Annotated in this window: 13 protein-coding genes; all 13 read right to left on the reverse strand. The window is 32.8% G+C overall.

All coding sequences use genetic code 11. The features are described 5' to 3' along the window. Positions 1-225: IS66 family insertion sequence element accessory protein TnpA (tnpA, locus tag LY28_RS16870; RefSeq protein WP_110463355.1), on the reverse strand; the 225-nt coding region annotated here is incomplete at its 3' end. A gap of 267 nt (positions 226-492) precedes the next feature. Then, a complete protein-coding gene (locus LY28_RS16875) occupies positions 493-5,187 on the reverse strand; it encodes a non-ribosomal peptide synthetase (protein ID WP_110463356.1) in 4,695 nt (1,564 codons plus the stop codon). After that, positions 5,184-5,510 carry a phosphopantetheine-binding protein gene (locus LY28_RS16880; protein ID WP_110463357.1) on the reverse strand — a complete coding sequence of 109 codons (327 nt, stop codon included), beginning with the start codon at positions 5,508-5,510 and terminating at the stop codon, positions 5,184-5,186. The genes LY28_RS16875 and LY28_RS16880 overlap by 4 nt, the downstream gene beginning before the upstream one ends. A gap of 23 nt (positions 5,511-5,533) precedes the next feature. After that, complete coding sequence (locus tag LY28_RS16885) at positions 5,534-7,141, reverse strand: non-ribosomal peptide synthetase (RefSeq protein ID WP_110463358.1); 1,608 nt, start codon at positions 7,139-7,141, stop codon at positions 5,534-5,536. Positions 7,142-7,165: 24 nt separating this feature from the next. Further along, positions 7,166-8,020 (reverse strand): 3-hydroxyacyl-CoA dehydrogenase family protein, encoded by an 855-nt coding sequence (locus LY28_RS16890; protein ID WP_110463359.1) that lies wholly within the window; start codon positions 8,018-8,020, stop codon positions 7,166-7,168. 32 nt (positions 8,021-8,052) lie between these two features. Continuing rightward, positions 8,053-8,286, reverse strand: a complete 234-nt coding sequence (locus LY28_RS16895; RefSeq protein ID WP_110463360.1) for a phosphopantetheine-binding protein — start codon at positions 8,284-8,286, stop codon at positions 8,053-8,055. 13 nt (positions 8,287-8,299) lie between these two features. After that, complete coding sequence (locus tag LY28_RS16900; RefSeq protein ID WP_110463361.1) at positions 8,300-9,286, reverse strand: electron transfer flavoprotein subunit alpha/FixB family protein; 987 nt, start codon at positions 9,284-9,286, stop codon at positions 8,300-8,302. Positions 9,287-9,291: 5 nt separating this feature from the next. Further along, the gene (locus LY28_RS16905; protein WP_110463362.1) at positions 9,292-10,038 is read right to left on the reverse strand and encodes an electron transfer flavoprotein subunit beta/FixA family protein; all 747 of its coding nucleotides are present in this window, start codon (positions 10,036-10,038) and stop codon (positions 9,292-9,294) included. Between the two features lie 11 nt (positions 10,039-10,049). Then, positions 10,050-11,183, reverse strand: a complete 1,134-nt coding sequence (locus LY28_RS16910; RefSeq protein ID WP_110463363.1) for an acyl-CoA dehydrogenase family protein — start codon at positions 11,181-11,183, stop codon at positions 10,050-10,052. A 13-nt stretch (positions 11,184-11,196) separates the two neighbouring features. Beyond that, positions 11,197-14,391: a beta-ketoacyl synthase N-terminal-like domain-containing protein gene (locus tag LY28_RS16915; protein WP_110463364.1), complete on the reverse strand. Its 3,195-nt coding sequence runs from the start codon at positions 14,389-14,391 to the stop codon at positions 11,197-11,199. A 57-nt stretch (positions 14,392-14,448) separates the two neighbouring features. Next, positions 14,449-14,832, reverse strand: a complete 384-nt coding sequence (locus LY28_RS16920) for an acyl carrier protein (RefSeq protein ID WP_110463365.1) — start codon at positions 14,830-14,832, stop codon at positions 14,449-14,451. Positions 14,833-14,878: 46 nt separating this feature from the next. Beyond that, complete coding sequence (locus LY28_RS16925) at positions 14,879-16,105, reverse strand: ACP S-malonyltransferase (RefSeq protein ID WP_110463366.1); 1,227 nt, start codon at positions 16,103-16,105, stop codon at positions 14,879-14,881. A gap of 48 nt (positions 16,106-16,153) precedes the next feature. Next, entirely contained in the window at positions 16,154-17,149 is a 996-nt protein-coding gene (locus LY28_RS16930; RefSeq protein ID WP_110463367.1) for a 3-oxoacyl-[acyl-carrier-protein] synthase III C-terminal domain-containing protein, read from the reverse strand. Positions 17,150-17,181: the final 32 nt, after the last annotated feature.

Consider the following 17,181-nt stretch of genomic DNA (forward strand, 5'->3'; position numbering starts at 1 on the left):
GAAAGATACCGGTACAATCTTCTGTTCATTTCTTTGTGGTACAAGTGTTCCGGTTTCACATGCCAGGGAACGAATTTTTCGTAGCCAGTAGTAGTATGATTTTGTATTCACGTTGTTCTGGCTGCACCAGCCTACAACTGTCATACCACTGTTCTGGCAGTCCTGAATTATTTGAGTCCATTGCCTCCGCCTGAATTCGGTTTTGGCATCTGTGATTTTATCCATTTTCTGATAGCCTCCTCAAAATTGCTTTGGACTTTTTAGTCATTGACGAAAAACTTGAAAAAGTCTAAAGGTTCTTTGGAAGTATTATCTCAAATGAATGGTTAATGTGTAATGCGCTCTTTTATTGAGCGCTTACGAACAAATACTGCTTCTGTTCCAAAAATATATCTTTACCATTAGAGAAATCCTACCAATCAACATTCATTTTTTTGAGAATATCAGGCTTTGATAATTTTTACACTACGTGGCTATGTTCCATCACTTACCTTATTTTCTAAGTTGAAGATTTCTTAATGGTATATCTAAGTTTTCACTAGTATCCTTTATGCAATTTATAAAGTAATCTCTGATAGCTTCTATTCTTTCTATATTAAACAAATTCTTTGCATAACTTAATCGAATACTCAAACCATCACTAATTTCTTTTACAGAAATCATTATCTCATAGGCGCTAGCTTCATAGTTTAAAGGCAACTCTTTAAACTTAAGCCCTTCAATATTAAATTTTATTGTTTCTGCATTTTCCCATAGTAATATGACTGTATAAAGTTTCTTGCCTCCAAATCTATTAATAATGGAAGCGATTGGATACTCTGAATTTTCAAAAGCCCCCAGTGTCTTTTCCTTTACATCATCAAGAAGATCTGCAAAGCTCATATCCTCTAGAATTTGCGTACGAATCCCAACCATATTAATAAATACACCGATTATATTATCAAGTTCGACATTTACTCTTCCTGCTACAGCACTTCCCACCGATATATCTGTCTTACCTGTATATTTATGCAGCAGTAATTTAAGGTTGGACATAATAACCATGTATAAACTTACACCCTTTTGTATGGCGACCTCTTTCAGATTACTGCTCGTCTCAGTATCAATATTAAAGGAAACATCGTCCCCAATATAGAGCATACCCGGCGTACGTTCCCTATCTGATGGTATATCCAAATCAGGACTTAGTGTTGCATATATTTTATTCCAGTATGCCTCTTGCTTTTGATTAACCGGGCCCATTAAACGTTTTATTTTCCATGCAGAATAATCCCTATATTGGATTCTAAGTGGTTGCAGATACTTGCCTTCATATAATTGACAGAACTCTTTAACAAATATGGTAAGTGAAACTGCATCAAATATTGTATGGTCTACATTAAACATTAAAATATTCTTATCATCTGATATTCTAATAATTTCAACTTCAAAAAGTGGTGCTTGATTAATTTTAAAAGGTCTTACAAAGTGATCAATTAAATAACGTACTTTGACTGGATCTGTCTCTTCCACAATCTTTACTTTAAATTCTATCTCTTCAGCATCAAAAATCTCCTGAACATAACGTCCATCAGCCTTGATAAACCTGGATCTAAGCAACTCCTGACGTACAATAAGTTGTTTGAATGCTTTTTCAACTTTTGCGTAATCAAGTTTTCCTTCTACTTCCATTACTCTTGCTTCATTAAAAACAGTTACTCTTTGATCATTATGGTAACTAAGAATATAACTTTGAGCTGGTCCCACTTCATAACACGACGCTTCCGGTATTTTTGGAATCACTTCATAAACATTTTCACCTATTTCTCTATTGTTAATGACATAGTTAGCTAATCCATTAATAGTTGGTGTTGCAAAAAGCTCTTTTAGTGGGATATCTACATTTAAAAGTTTATGGATTCTACCTGTTACTACAGTTGCTCTTAAAGAATGGCCACCTATCATAAAGAAGTTATCATTAATACCAAAATCACTGCATTCTAATACCTCTTTCCAAATATCAAAGATTTGCTTTTGTACCTCATTAGTAGGCGCTTCATAACATATACTTAAATCAGTTTCAGCTTTTGGTTTAGGTAGTTGTTTTCTATCTACCTTACCATTTGAAGTCATCGGAATCTTTTCAATTTTCATAAAATATGTCGGAATCATATAATCTGGTAACTGTTTGCTGAGTAATGATTTTAGTTTACCAGTTTCAATAGTATTATTCGCAGTATAATAAGCACACAAACACTTAGTTCCGTTTTGCTCAATATCAATAACAATTGATTCTTTTATCCCATCTTGCTGTAATAAGCAACTTTCTATTTCACCTAATTCTATACGATATCCCCTAATCTTAACTTGGAAATCGCTACGACCTAAAAATTCTAAGTTACCATCAACAAACCATCTGGATAAATCTCCTGTGCGATACATTTTTTCACCTGGTACGAATGGATTAGGAATAAACTTACTTTGTGTTAATGTCTCATCATTAATATATTCTGAAGCCAAACAACTACCACCTATATATAAATCACCTTTTACACCTATTGGGCATGGCTTCAGGTTTTTATCCAATACATAATACTTGGCATTTTGTATAGGTTTACCATAAGGAATGCTTACCCATTCTCGTTGAATTTTATCAATAGTATAATAGTTTGACCAAACCGTTGCTTCTGTTGCGCCTCCTAATGAAATAACTTGTGCCTCTTTAAAATAAGTTTTAATCTCTGTAGGCAATGTTAATGGAATCCAGTCGCCACTTAAAAAGACATGTTTCAATATATTACCTTCACAATTAGTCTGTTCAAAGAATGGTACTAGTTGCTGTAAAGCCTGTGGCGCGGAGTCCCAAAGTGTAATTTTTTCATTTACTAAGATTTCTAACAGATGTTTTGGTTCTGATAAATCATCACTTTTAACTAAGCGTATAGTACCTCCTGCTGCTAAAATACCAAATATATCATATACAGATAAGTCAAATCCAATGGAAGTTACAAATAATTCCTTATCGGTTGGCCCTATATCAAAGGATTTATTAACCCATTCAATTAGGTTAATAACTGGCCGATGCTTAACTACAACCCCTTTAGGTGTTCCCGTTGATCCTGAAGTAAAAATAACATATGCATCTGACATCGGGTCAACTTTTACCCCTACACTACTTATAGGTTCTGCATTGATTTGATTCTTGCCAATTATTTTTCCTTTTAAGCTACCTTCATCATCTACAACAAAAAAGTATGCAATCTTCTCTAAATCTAATCGCTGTAATCTATCTACATTATTCTTGTCCGTAATTATATGCTGTACGCTTAACCCTGATAAAATCTTGCGCAACCTTTCATCCGGTAAATAAGGCTCAAAAGGGGCATATGCCGCACCACACTTTACAATAGCCAGGACACTTACAATCAAGTCCATAGAACGTTCCATATTAACTGCTACTAAACTACCTGGCTGCACTCCATTTTTTACAAGTAAATGTGCTAATTGATTCGACTTTTGCTCAAGTGCTTCATAATTCATTTGTTCCAGACCGGAAGTAATCGCAATCTGTTTTGGATATTTAGCGGCTTGCTTGCTAAAGAGTCCATGCATGGTTTCATTTTTATCATAACTACATGCAGTTTCATTAAAGTGATAGACCACCTCATTAAATTCTCTTTCTGAGATAAGAGTCAACTGTCCAATTGGCTCATTTATATGATTAGGTACCATCTCTATAATATATAGGAAATTAGCCATCATTCTTTCAATGGTTGTTTCTTTAAATAAATCAGTATTATATTCAAAATAACCTTCTAACTGTTCCCCAGATTCCCATAAATAAATTTCTAGTTCAAACCGGCTTGTCTTTCTATCAAAAACATAAGGTGCCACTTCAATCCCCTTGATTTTAAAGTCAGCTTCCTTTACATCTTGTAAAACAAACATCGTTTGTACTAAAGGTGAATAGCTTGTATTACGATCTACATTTAATTCTTCTACTAGCTTTTCAAACGGAATTTCTTGATGCTCAAATGCTTCCAGACAAGTTTCTCTTACTTCAATAAGTAGTTCATCAAATGTCATATCTTTATTAATTTGATTGCGTAATACTAATGTATTTACAAAGAACCCAAATATAGATTCACATTCTTTTTGATTACGACTTGCCACAGGTGTACCAATACAAAGATCCTCACTACCTGTGTAAGCATAAAATAATAAGTTAGCAAAGGTCAATAAAATCATATATAGAGAAACATTTTTTTGAATGCTTATCTTTTTTAATTGTTTCGTATGTAACTTAGGTATTTCAATGTACTTTCTCTTGCCATTATATGTTTGCAGCTTAGGTCTTTGAAAATCACAAGGTAAACCTAATAGAGCAGGTGCCCCAAATAACTTATTTCTCAAATAAGATAAGTGTTGATCCAAAACTTCACCCTGTAAGTATTCTTTTTGCCACTTGGCAAAATCCGCATATTGAATCTCAAGTGAATCTAATACTAACGCTTTACCCTCTATTTCACTTAAATACATCGCTTCTAATTCTTTAAAGAGTACTGACCATGACCATCCATCTGAAATAATATGATGCGGATTTAACATTAAAATATGTTCATAAGGTTGTAATTTGATAAGCATTCCTCTAAATAAAGGACCCTCTGTTAAATTCATAGGTGTTCTTGCTTCATTAACTACCATATTACTCACTAATTCTTCTTGCTGCTCTTTATTTTCTTTACTTAGGTCTATCTCTTTAAAGCTCAGTGACACATTAGTGTAGATTTTCTGTATGGGTCTGTCTCCTTTAAGTTCAAAAGTAGTTCTAAGGGTCTCATGACGGTCTACTAGATTTTGCAAACTTCTCTTTAAAGCTATTACATCAATTTCACCTTTTAAACGCCAAGCCACTGAATTGTTATAGGCTACATTTCCCGGTATTAACTGATCTAAAAACCATAGGCGTTCTTGTGCAAAGGAAAGCTCTAAATCTTGACTACGGTTAACCTTGGCCACTACTCTCTCTTCACCTTGATGTAACCCTTTTAAAAAATGTATTATTTCACCTTTACGCTCCGCTAGTTCGCTGCGTAACTGAGCAGTTAATTCAGTCTTAGGAGCATCACATCTTAGTTTTTCTCCATCTATCCATAGGCGAATATTTTTAGCTGAAAGTGAACTTATAAATTGCTCTATGCACATCATATTTCAAACTCCTCCCTACTTTCAGAAGTATTAAGATTATCACTAGGTCTTATCAATTGATCTACTACTTTAGCTAATTCAGCTATAGTAGGTGATTGAAACAATATTTTAGGTGAAAGATTAATCCCAAAATACGTTTTAATACGCACTATAATCTTAATGGCAATAATTGAGTTACCTCCTAGTTCAAAGAAGTTATCATTTACTTGAATAGCATCACTATCAAAAATTTGATCTTCGCCCCATATATTAATTAATTTTTGTTCTGTTGTACGTAACTGACAACTTTGTGTTATTTCATTCTTTTTATCATCATTTAACATTTTTAACACCTCAAAATTCATTTTTATACAACATATTTAGTTTCATATAGGTTTACAAGTGCCTTTCTATCCAGCTTTCCATTTAAGACCGTATCAAACTGTTTTATATGGATGAATTTAGTAGGCATCATGTATTCTGGAATTCTTTTAGCTAGGAACTCACTTAGTTCCCCTTCATTTACTTCAGGCTCTCCGGTATAAAAGGCAACCAAATACTTATTAACTAAATTACGTGCATCTACAATTACAATACTCTTTGTAATGCCTTGGTATTGCATAAGATGAAATTCTATTTCACCTAGTTCAATACGTAGCCCCCTAATCTTAATTTGAGAATCTATTCTACCATAGTAATCAATCAAGCCATGTTCATTCCACATCACTAAATCACCTGTTTTGTAAATCATTTCATCTGGATTAAGAGGATTAGGCATGAACCTTTCTGCGGTTAATTTTTCATTATTGTAATACCCTCTTGCTACTTGGATACCACCAATAAATAATTCACCTTTTTCCCCCACCGGTAATATTCTCATATTTTCATCAAATACATAGAGTTTAGTATTCCATACAGGTCCACCAATAGGTACGCGTTCAAAACTGTCATCTAATTCATCGCAATTAAAGCTCGTTACATCAATGGTCGCTTCCGTTGGTCCGTATAAATTCCACAAAGCAATTTCATGATGTGGTTTATATAGTTCATTAAACTTTTTAGCTGTAATTAGCGTTAATTCTTCTCCACTAACAACTACATATTTTAGTGTTTTGATGCGATCTAAATCAAATTTATACTCTGTATAACTTATAAATAACTCCAATACCGATGGGACAAAATGTAATACTGTAACCTTGTATTGTTCAATCATCTTTACAATTGAACGTGGATTCTTCTCTTTATTTGGCTCCATAATGGCTAACTTGGCACCAACCATTCCCCAACACAAAAGTTCCCATACAGATACATCAAATGAAAAAGTAGTCTTTTGAAGAAAAACATCTTCCTCATTAAATACAAAATTATTAATCATCCAACTTAAGCGATTGATTAGTCCGCCATGTTCAATCATAACCCCTTTGGGCATGCCCGTAGAACCAGATGTGTAAATAATATAAGCTAAATTGTTGGTTTGTGCGCGTCTTACTAGATTAGTCTTACTATTTCCTTCCCATTCATCAGCTTTTTCCCATAAAATATAGTTTACTTCTTGAGTTTTTTCATCTTGGATATACTGCTCAGAAGTAAGTACTATTTGCACCCTACTATTTTGTATGTAGTATTCTATTCTGTCTTTAGGATGTCGTGGATCAATTGGTAAATAGGCAGCTCCTGCCTTCAAAATAGCTAATATACTAATAATCATCTCAAAAGAGCGTTCTAACATAATACCAACAATATCATCCGGCTTAACACCATCTGCTACTAATTTATAAGCTAATTGGTTAGCTGTCTCATTTACTTTCTTATAAGATAAAGATTTCCCCATAAAAAATAATGCTATTTTATCTGGATATTTATTTGCATTTTCTTCAAAGTATTCATATACCAATCTTTCATTTGTTACTGGCACTTCTGTGCTATTAAATGTTCGAATAAGTTCATAATCATCATTTGATAAGCCTTGAATCATTTTAGCTTCCTCCATTTACTGTCACTAATCATTGTAGGTATAAAAACCTTTTCCTGTTTTTACGCCTAATAAACCTGCGTCAACCATTTTAGCCAATAATGGCGCTGGTCGGTATTTACTGTCATGATAGCTTTCATATAGCACAATTAGTGAATTATATACTGTATCTAAACCTATTAAATCAGCTGTTTCTAATGGCCCCATTTTATGATTAAAACAATTTTTAAAAATAGAATCCACTTCCTCTGGTTTTGCAACACCATCTTGAATAGTTAACACTGCCTCATTCATAAACAAATGGGAGATTCTATTAGACACAAATCCCGGAAAATCATTAACAATTACTGCATATTTTCCTACCCTCTCTAAAAAAGCTTCAATTTCCTCAATAGTACTTTCAGATGTATGATAACCTTTAATTACCTCTACACATGGTTTTAAATAAACTGGATTCATAAAGTGCATTCCAATTACCCGATCTGGCCTTGTTGTAATAGCACCTACCTTTGTAATAGAAATACAAGAAGTATTTACACCAAAACAGACATCTCTTCTACAAATTTGATCTAATTGTCTATATACTTCCTCTTTAATTTTCCAATTTTCTGTTACATTTTCTACTACAAAATCACAATCACTTAATGCATTCATATCTGTCGTAAAGGTAATATTATCTATTAAATTAGCATCAAATTTTTCTTTTCTTTTAAGATACATATGTGCAAATCTCAATGATTGCTTAATGTTTTTTTTAGATTTTTCCAATACTTCTTTTGAAACATCTACCAATATGATTTTTTTGTTATAAAGCATTAAACTATGTGCAAGACTAGAACCTATATTACCCGCACCCACAACACCTATCTTTTCTATTTGCATTTATATCCCACCTTATTATTTATCTTTTTTCTTTACATTTTTGAATAAACAAGTTCAGCAATATCTTTAACTGATTTTATTTTTTCAAAATCAAGTTCTTCATCCTCAAGTTCAATATCAAATTCTTTTTCAATATATAAAATAAGTTGCATTGCAAATAATGAATGTACAAGACCTTTTTCAAAAATATTATCTGTACTATAAATTTCCTTTGAGTTTGTTGATTTTGTTACATAAGCTAATAATTTCTCCATAATTTCTTCCATTTTTTATTCCCTCCTATTTTTCACATTCTTTTAAAATATTATTAATAAATTCTTCTACATTTAAATGAATAAAGTAGTCACAATGTTTTTTAATAGGTGCTTCTTCATCAATATTAACTGCAATAACTTTCTTTGCATTTAGCATCCCAACAACATGCTGAGATGCACCTGAAACACCTAATGCAATATATAAATCAGGTTTTATAGACTTACCTGATTGACCAATTTGCTGACTATGCGGCATCAGCCCTTCATCAACTAATGGTCTTGTTACACCAATCTCTGTCTGTAATACTTCTGCAAGCTTTTCAATGCGAGGCATAAACTTAATAGCACCACGCCCTACACCAATAATAACTTTGCTATTTAACTTAACGCTTTCGTTTGCAGCCTCTATAGCTACTTTGTTAATAAGCTTATAATTCATTTCATTATCATTATGACCTATGATAACTTTATGTATAATTGACTTTTTTTGATGGTCACATGGCATATATTGTGAGATAAAGCAATCTTTTTTTACTGTGCTCATCTGTATATCACACTCATCACAAATAATATCTGCAATAACTGATGAACTAATTGCTGCTCTAGAAAATTTTAATTTTTTATCACCATTATCCATCTTAATGGCAATACACTCTGCAACTAAGCCAATTTCTAAAGCAGTAGCTATATTGGCTGCTATCTCACAATTTTGTTTGTTACTACCTGTTAAAACAAGTGAAGGTGACAATGCTTTAATTTCTTCTAATAGAATGTCGTTCATTTGTCTCATATTAAATTGGTTATGGTCTATTTTTACAATTTTATCAACACCATAATCAAAATAAAACTCTAAAGCTCCATCACTCATATCAATTAATTGAATAAAAAGCACTTGTTTATTCCAATCCCTACCTATTGATGCGGCAATACTTGTTACTTGCTGATCAAATTCGATATCTCCATGCAAATCACCAATCACTACAATTTGTTTCAATTCTTCTTTTGTATTCAAGTTGCCTACCTCCTCCTTAATATTTGTAGCAACTGCTTCATGTCTTCTTGATTTTCCATATTAAGTTCGGTAGCATTTCTGGCATTACGCTTATTCATTTGTTCCACATCTACAACTTTTGTTCGTGATCCTAGAAGACCACATTTCTCCACATCAACTTCTAGCTCACTTGCATCCCAAACCTCATAAGCTACTGAATTAATGCGTTTTAGTTGCATAATAGAAAGCGTAACTTCTTTAATCATACAGTTTACTACTGCAAGTACCATACCGCTTTCAATTTCATAAGTATAACGGTATGTCTTATCCCTACAAATACACATTAGACGTTCTTCTTCTACCTCCAAGTGATCTACATTGCTTAAAAAGTCAAATCCTAATCGTTTAGCAAGTCCAGCCCCTACATGTCCTGTTTCACCATCTATTGCATGATCACCGCAAAGAATTAAATCCACTTGACCTATTTTATTAATTGCCTTACTTAAAGTATAGGTTGTAGCCAATGTATCTGCGCCTGCAAACTTCGTATCTGAGGCAAAAATAATACGATCAGCGCCAAATTTCTTAAGTTCTGCGGCTAATCTTTGGTCTACTACACCCATAATTAAACAAATAACTTCTGTTTGTTTGCTCTCCTTAAGCTTTACGGCTTCCTCTAAAGCACAAATATCATAGGGATTGATTGCATACTTTTTGCTAGGTTGTAAAAGAAGTGTTGCTCTTACACTCTTTATACAAACAACTATTTTCAAAGTGCTCCCTCCTAAATAATATCAATTAAACTAAATATAATATTTCTTTGTGTTTCCGATGTTCCTGAGTAAATAGTAGATGCTATTGAATCTCTTAATTCACTTTCTAAACCATATTCTTTTGAATAACCATAAGCGCCATGAATTTGTATCGTATCTAAGCATGTTGCTACATAGCTTTCACTTACAAACAATTTAAAAATTGAGGAATCTAAAAAGATATTTTTCTTATGGTCAGCTTTCCAAGCAATCTTATATAAAAGTAACTGAGCAAGCTCAATTTTCACCTTCATATCTACAATCTTATTACTTACTGATTGGTATTCCTTAATTGGCTTAGCAAATTGTTTTCTTTCATTCGCATATTTAATGCATTTCTCCATCTGTCTTTCCATTGCACCTATGTGACTGGCAAATTCAAATACACGTTCCATTTGCAGTGCATAATTAGCAACTTTCATGCCCTTATGTTCTTGATATACAATATTTTCTTTAGGTACTCTACAATTATTTAGGCACAATTCAGCCATAGGGCAAGCTTCTAAGCCCATCTTGGAAATCTTCTTTCCTATTGAAACACCTGGAAAGTTCTTTTCTACAAAGAATGCTGTTAGAGTTTCTTTACCTTGTTCATTTTCTGTTTTAGCAATAACAACAAAAGCATCTGCAATTGGTGCATTAGATATAAACATCTTACTTCCATTTAATACGTATCCATCGTTATCTTTGGTTGCTTTAGTTTGCATTTGAAAAACATCTGAGCCTGACTCTACTTCTGTTATAGCAAAACATCCTATATATTCGCCCTCAGTCATGCCTCTTAAATACTTGTCTTTTAGGACTTTGTTTCCCAATTCATTAACAAGATTTTGGCATACCCATAAATGGTTAGTGATTGCAAAAACAAATCCACTATCTTCGCAAGCATACCCAAGTGCTTGCAGCAAGATTGCACTCGTTTGATAGTCCAGTCCCATTCCGCCATACTCTTCCGGTACATTCATTCCTATAAGACCAAAGTCAACGCACTTTTGCCACAGTTCTCTTGAAAAAACCCCATGTTCTCCATCACATAATTCATTTTTAGCAAACTTAATGACTTCCTTCTTTAAGTCCTTTTGTTCTTTTGTAAATTCAAAATCCATGATATTTTACCTTTCATTTTATAATTTGTGTGCTTACATCATGCAGTACCTTCATATACTCACACTCTAAGCTAATCACTTGCTTAATTTTTTCATTTAGAGGAAGTAAAATCTCATTATTATAGTCATTTGCAAACAGGCAATAAAACAAGCCATCCCTAATTTCTTCCCAGTTATCAACAATAGCTTTTAAATGATTACATGCCTTGTTGAAGGTTGGTAATTGTTCATATTTATATAGTTCGGCACGCTTTACATTAATTAAGCTATTAAGGTTTTCAACGAGATTTTGAATGTTTTCAGTTAAGTCCTGCTCACTAACAAGTATCTCTTGGAAATAATCCTTAAAGCAATTTAGCACTTTATTATCCCCAGCTATATTGTCATATATCGCTGAAAGATTTTTCACCGCTACTTCTGTTATTACCTGAGATTCATCTTCCAATGGTTCACCGTTTTCAATATTGAACTTGTACAAACCATACTTAAACATATTAGTAAAATTCTCATAACAGCCTTCATAAGAATCTATTACATCTTGATAATCCAACACATAATTTTTGTAACCCAAGTTATCCTTATTGGTATGCTCTATTACATAGAATTTCTTATTTTCCGCATCCATCCCATAAATTAACAGGGTATGTGGCCAATGCAACTTATTATATGTATCCTTCCTAAAGGTTTCATAATAGCAATCTATAAAAACAATTACCAATTGTTCATGTCTTAGAGCACTCTCAATTTCACCTTCAATGCAAACAACCTTCTCAAAAGCTTCATAAGCAATATTCTCCTGCTTACAGATCGCCTCAAAGTCCTGAATCTCAGCATATCCCACACTTATTAGCTGCTTATTCAATTTATAAATTGGATAAGCATTTAACAAAAATGGCATAATTGACTTTCTATTTCTTTTTAAAATAGGAAAGAATGAGTTGTAAAAGCAATCTCTAAAAAATATATCATTGAAAGGCTGAATCCCCTCATATACAATCACTTGATTATTAATTGGTGCGTTATTATCTTGTGATTCGATGTAGGCAGCAATCTTCTTGATTGTTTCATACTTATTTAAATTCTTATATGAAAAATCATAGTTTAGCTTCTTCATTTCAAGCTCAAACTTGATTGCTATCAAGGAATTAGCGCCTAATTCAAAGAAGCAATCATTGATATCCAATTGTTTTACACCCAACAGATGATAGAAGCATTTTGCTATATCCATTTCAATCTTTGTAAATGAATCCTTACCTGTAAGAATAAATGCATCATTTTTTTCTTCCTTAATAATATATCTATGTCTTTCAAGCGTAGTTTCATCTAAATCAATCCAGCATCTATTCTTCTTAAATGGATATAGTGGAAGTGATATCTTTCTGACCGCTTCATCAGCATACATTAGTGTCCAATCTATATTGTCCCCCTTAATATAACTTTGAGCAATCTGACAAGCCACTTGACCATCTAACATTCTTTCTTTTTTAAACTGATTAATTAGTACTTCTCCATTACTTTCATTGCGTTCAGCCTTTCCAAAATATACACCTTCTATTTGCCCTGCTTCTTGATAAGTATGTAACTTACTTAATAATTCATCTAAATCATTAAATACAATGGCTAAACGGTATAAATACGCTTGTCTACATTTATTAGCCATATAACATAAATCCATTAAGTTTATTTCACAATTTTTATTTAAAAAACTTATGTAGTCTTTAACTAACTGTTTTAATACACCTTCATCCTTAGCAGATAGTGTCAGTATTTTTACTGCCTGTTTATCAATAAAATGTTCTTCCTGAGGTGGCTGATATTCTTCCAGAATAATATGACTATTGGTGCCTCCCACACTAAATGAACTAATACAACATTTTCTTGTTTTCCCAGGTTCAGCACGCCATTTGCTTGTTTTATAATTGACATAAACAGGTGAATGCATAAAATCAATATTTTTGTTTGGTATCTCAAAGTTAATGCTTTGTACAATGGTTTGATGTTTTAACTGTAATGCACATTTGATAACAGAAGCAATGCCTGCTGCACAATCTAAGTGACCAATATTGGCTTTGACTGAACCAATAGCACAAAATTGCTTTTTATCTGTTTGTTCTTTAAAAGCAAGTGTTATACCCTGAACTTCTATAGGATCACCTAATTTTGTTCCTGTACCATGTGTTTCAAAATATCCTATATCAGCCAAGTTAACCTTGGCATTTTTAGCAGCTTCAAGAATAAGTTTCTTTTGAGATAATGGGTTGGGTGCTGTAAGTGCCATTGAATTACCATCTTGATTAACTGATCCACCTTTAATTACTGCATATATTCTATCCTTATTTTTTATTGCATTTGCCAAAGGCTTAATCATAATACAGCCTACTCCTTCACCAAATGCAATACCATCTGATCTATTATCAAAAGGAAAGGTTCTTTCCGTTGATGAACCTACTCCAAATTCAAGCTCTGATTGTAATCCCAAAATAGGAACAGCCTTTACAGATCCTACTATAGCTTGGCTGCATGTACCATTTCTCAAGTCATCACAAGCTTTGTTTAAAGCAACTAAAGATGACGAACACGCTGTGTCTAATACCATACTTGGGCCAATCCAATCAAATAGGTAAGAAATGCGTCCTGCCAGTACAGAATACGTATTCCCAGTAGCAGCAAATCCATCTAAAGTATCTACAACATTAATCATGTCTTTGTATTCTGTTCCAAAATCAGTACTATAGCCTATATAAACACCTGTATGACTTCCTTGCAATGCTCCAAAGGTTTCTCCTGCATCTTCTACTGTATGAACAACATTTTCAAGAAGTATTCTTTGATTAGGGTCCATAAGAATTGCTTCTTTAGGAGAAATACCAAAGAAATCATTATCAAACTTATCTATCTCCTCTAGATATCCTGCTTTTCTTAACCTTTCAGAATCAGACTTCGAAAAAACTTTAATATAGTTTTCTACACTTTTTCTTCTATCAGTAGGAAATGCTCTAATGCTTTCTTTCCCCTCCATAAGATTTTCCCAAAACTCATTCAGGTGATCTGCCTCCGGAAAACGTCCTGCCATACCAACAATCGCAAGATCATTTTCTTGATTATTACTAAACTTTTCTTTTACTTTGTTTATTAATTCTGCTGCCGCCTCTTTAGTTATATTACCTGCTTTTGCATTTTGCAAAATTAATGTATATAATTCTCTCATAATATTTATTTATAATAAGGCTTTTTATTATAATCCTCCAACTTATTAATATTAAGTTTATTCATCCAGTAATTTTGAGAGTGCATCCTCCACTGAAAAATCATCTTGATCAAGTGCAGAGATAATATCGCTTACATTTTCCATGCTTTCCTGCTGTACCTTATCTCTTACATTTTCTTGACAGGTACCTCTGTGTTTGCTGTCTATAAATTCAGCTAATAAACGAATTGAAAAATAAGTGAAAATATCTGATATTTGTACAACATCCGAAAATTTTTCTTGAATTTCTCTGCATAAAGCAGTTACCTCCAAAGATGTCCCACCTTGAATAAAAAAACTTTTTTCCAAATCAACATTCTCTTTCTTTAAAGCTTTTTTCCATAGTTCTAATAGTATACTCTCAGTCTCGGTTAATTTTTTTATTTTGGTATTATTTTCCACGCGACCACCTCATCAGCCTATTCTATATTATTATTCTTATAATTTATTAAGTTAATTGCATAACCTTTCTTAATGCCCTTATTTCATTTATTCTTTCAAATTTTTCTTCCGGTTCTACTTTTTTTGCATCTAATACCCACTGAACTATTTGTTCTAACTGATTTACTATATCTAATGTTAATCCACCCTTACCGTCAGCCAGCTTTCCGTCTATATCTAAGACCTTGCTATACATATTAGACGCATCTTCAACAGGATAGTTTTGAGCCTCACACAAATTAGGTGAGCTTGCAATATGCTTTAAGCACAAGCCAACATAGTTCATCTGATTATAAAGCTGCCATTTCAGATCCTGTGCTTTAACTAATTCTTCTTCTTTATCCAATGAATATACATCATCTAACTTCATACAGTCTTTTATTATTTTTGATAAAACAGCATTAGGACCACATTCAATAATCATATCTGATTTTGTTTGAAGGACTTGCATCACTTTTCCCCAATAAATAGGTTGATACATTTGCTCAACCAGATGAGTGATAATATCATCACGGTTTCTAAATGGTCTTACCACTCTGTTAGAAATGACGTTCCACTTAGGTGCATTAATATGACAAGTTTCTAACATACCTCTTAATTCCCCTGCTGCTTCCTTAAGCAATTTACTATGATATGGTGCACTATTTATCATAGTGATGAAATTGCCATCTTCTAATTTGACTTGCTCCAGTATCTCATCTAAAACATTGTTATTCCCAGAAATAAGAACTTGTTCTTCAGAGTTATAGCATGCAATAAATGCATAACTCTCTCCTTGTGAACAGGCTCTACATATTTCCTCTACTCGTTTTATTGCCATACCATTTATAATCGCCATACCTGCATCTTGTTTAATAGCCACTTCTTTAGCTAAATTACTTCTTAGTTGAACTATATTGAGTGCTTCTTCAAATTTTAGTGCACCTGATACTGTTAATGCTGAATATTCTCCTAAGCTATGACCTGCTAAACAAGATGGTATAAAGTGATATTCATCCAATAATACTCTAGCCATTGCAATGCTTGTTACATAAATAGATGGTAATAAATTCTCTATTTTGTTTTGCTTAACAACTCCGCCCTTAAAGCAAATTTTTTCAAAGTCCTTGTCTAAAATTTCTGATGCCTGTTTATATGTATTTCTAACTACTTCATATTTATCATAAAAACACTTTCCCATCCCTACATATTGGGAGCCCGAACCAGGGAATACTATTGCAACTTTATGCTTCATCTTTTTTAACTCCTATACTCATCCTATATTTATTATTAAAATAGCTTTTTAATATTTAAATAAAGTACAAATATCATCACTACCCATTCCTAATGTCCACATAACAACTAAATCTCCTCGCTTAATTTGTGCCTTCTGAATTGCCTCATATAGCACCAGGAATGGACTAGTTGTTCCACTGTAACCGCAACTTCTAGCCACATATGGACACTTCATTTCATCTATATCAAAATATTCTCTAAACATATTGACATATTTAAGTGAAAGCTGCGATAAACAAAATAGTGATATATCTTCAACTTTTATATCATTTTTCTCTATTACCTCATTAATAGAAACACGTCCATCTGCATATAATTCATCTGATTCAAACTGTTTCCATTTAAACTTTGCCGTTACAGGACTTTTAGGGTCAAGTACTTTTGAAAAACCAGCCTCTGGATAGAGAACACTATTTTTCTCAATATTTTTTTCTGCAAGATGCGTTACTGTATATTTTCGATCAATTATATAACTTACGTCTGTAGATCGTTCAATAACTGCTGCACATGTTACATTACCATATACACCATATGCTAAGGCATTATTTTCATCTTCCAAAAATCTAATGTCATCACAACCAACAAGCAAAGCCTTTTTCATATGACTTCTTCCAGCAAAATAGCCATCTATTAGTTCTAATGCACTAATCATACCAATGCAGTTTGCATTCATATCAAAACATAGACAATCTTTCTTACCATTTAACTCATCATGTAACATAAGTGATACTTGTGGCATAGTATATTCAGGCATAAACCCAGAAAATATAAATAAATCAATTTCATTCATTGAAGTATTTGTAGATGCTAATACTTTTTGGCATGCTTCTAATGCCATAGTAAAACTAGTTTCATCCTCATTAGCTATACAGATGGAATCTCTTCCAAATACATATTTTAATAAAATCTCAACATCTTTTCCTTGTTTTTTAAAATGCTCAATAAAATGCTCTATTGGTATTTTATTTTTACCTTTTACAACTTCTATTCCAGTAATCTTCATCTTTTACACCCGCTATTTATTAATCTTATAGT

The sequence above is a fragment of the Ruminiclostridium sufflavum DSM 19573 genome, assembly GCF_003208175.1.
Taxonomy (GTDB): domain Bacteria; phylum Bacillota; class Clostridia; order Acetivibrionales; family DSM-1351; genus Ruminiclostridium; species Ruminiclostridium sufflavum.

Coding starts and splice junctions, on each gene's coding strand:
- LY28_RS16930 (WP_110463367.1), bottom strand. CDS start 17,149: ATGAAGATTACTGGAATAGAAGTTGTAAAAGGTAAAAATAAAATACCA.
- LY28_RS16880 (WP_110463357.1), bottom strand. CDS start 5,510: ATGTTAAATGATGATAAAAAGAATGAAATAACACAAAGTTGTCAGTTA.
- LY28_RS16895 (WP_110463360.1), bottom strand. CDS start 8,286: ATGGAAGAAATTATGGAGAAATTATTAGCTTATGTAACAAAATCAACA.
- LY28_RS16910 (WP_110463363.1), bottom strand. CDS start 11,183: ATGGATTTTGAATTTACAAAAGAACAAAAGGACTTAAAGAAGGAAGTC.
- LY28_RS16915 (WP_110463364.1), bottom strand. CDS start 14,391: ATGAGAGAATTATATACATTAATTTTGCAAAATGCAAAAGCAGGTAAT.
- LY28_RS16885 (WP_110463358.1), bottom strand. CDS start 7,141: ATGATTCAAGGCTTATCAAATGATGATTATGAACTTATTCGAACATTT.
- LY28_RS16875 (WP_110463356.1), bottom strand. CDS start 5,187: ATGATGTGCATAGAGCAATTTATAAGTTCACTTTCAGCTAAAAATATT.
- LY28_RS16925 (WP_110463366.1), bottom strand. CDS start 16,105: ATGAAGCATAAAGTTGCAATAGTATTCCCTGGTTCGGGCTCCCAATAT.
- LY28_RS16890 (WP_110463359.1), bottom strand. CDS start 8,020: ATGCAAATAGAAAAGATAGGTGTTGTGGGTGCGGGTAATATAGGTTCT.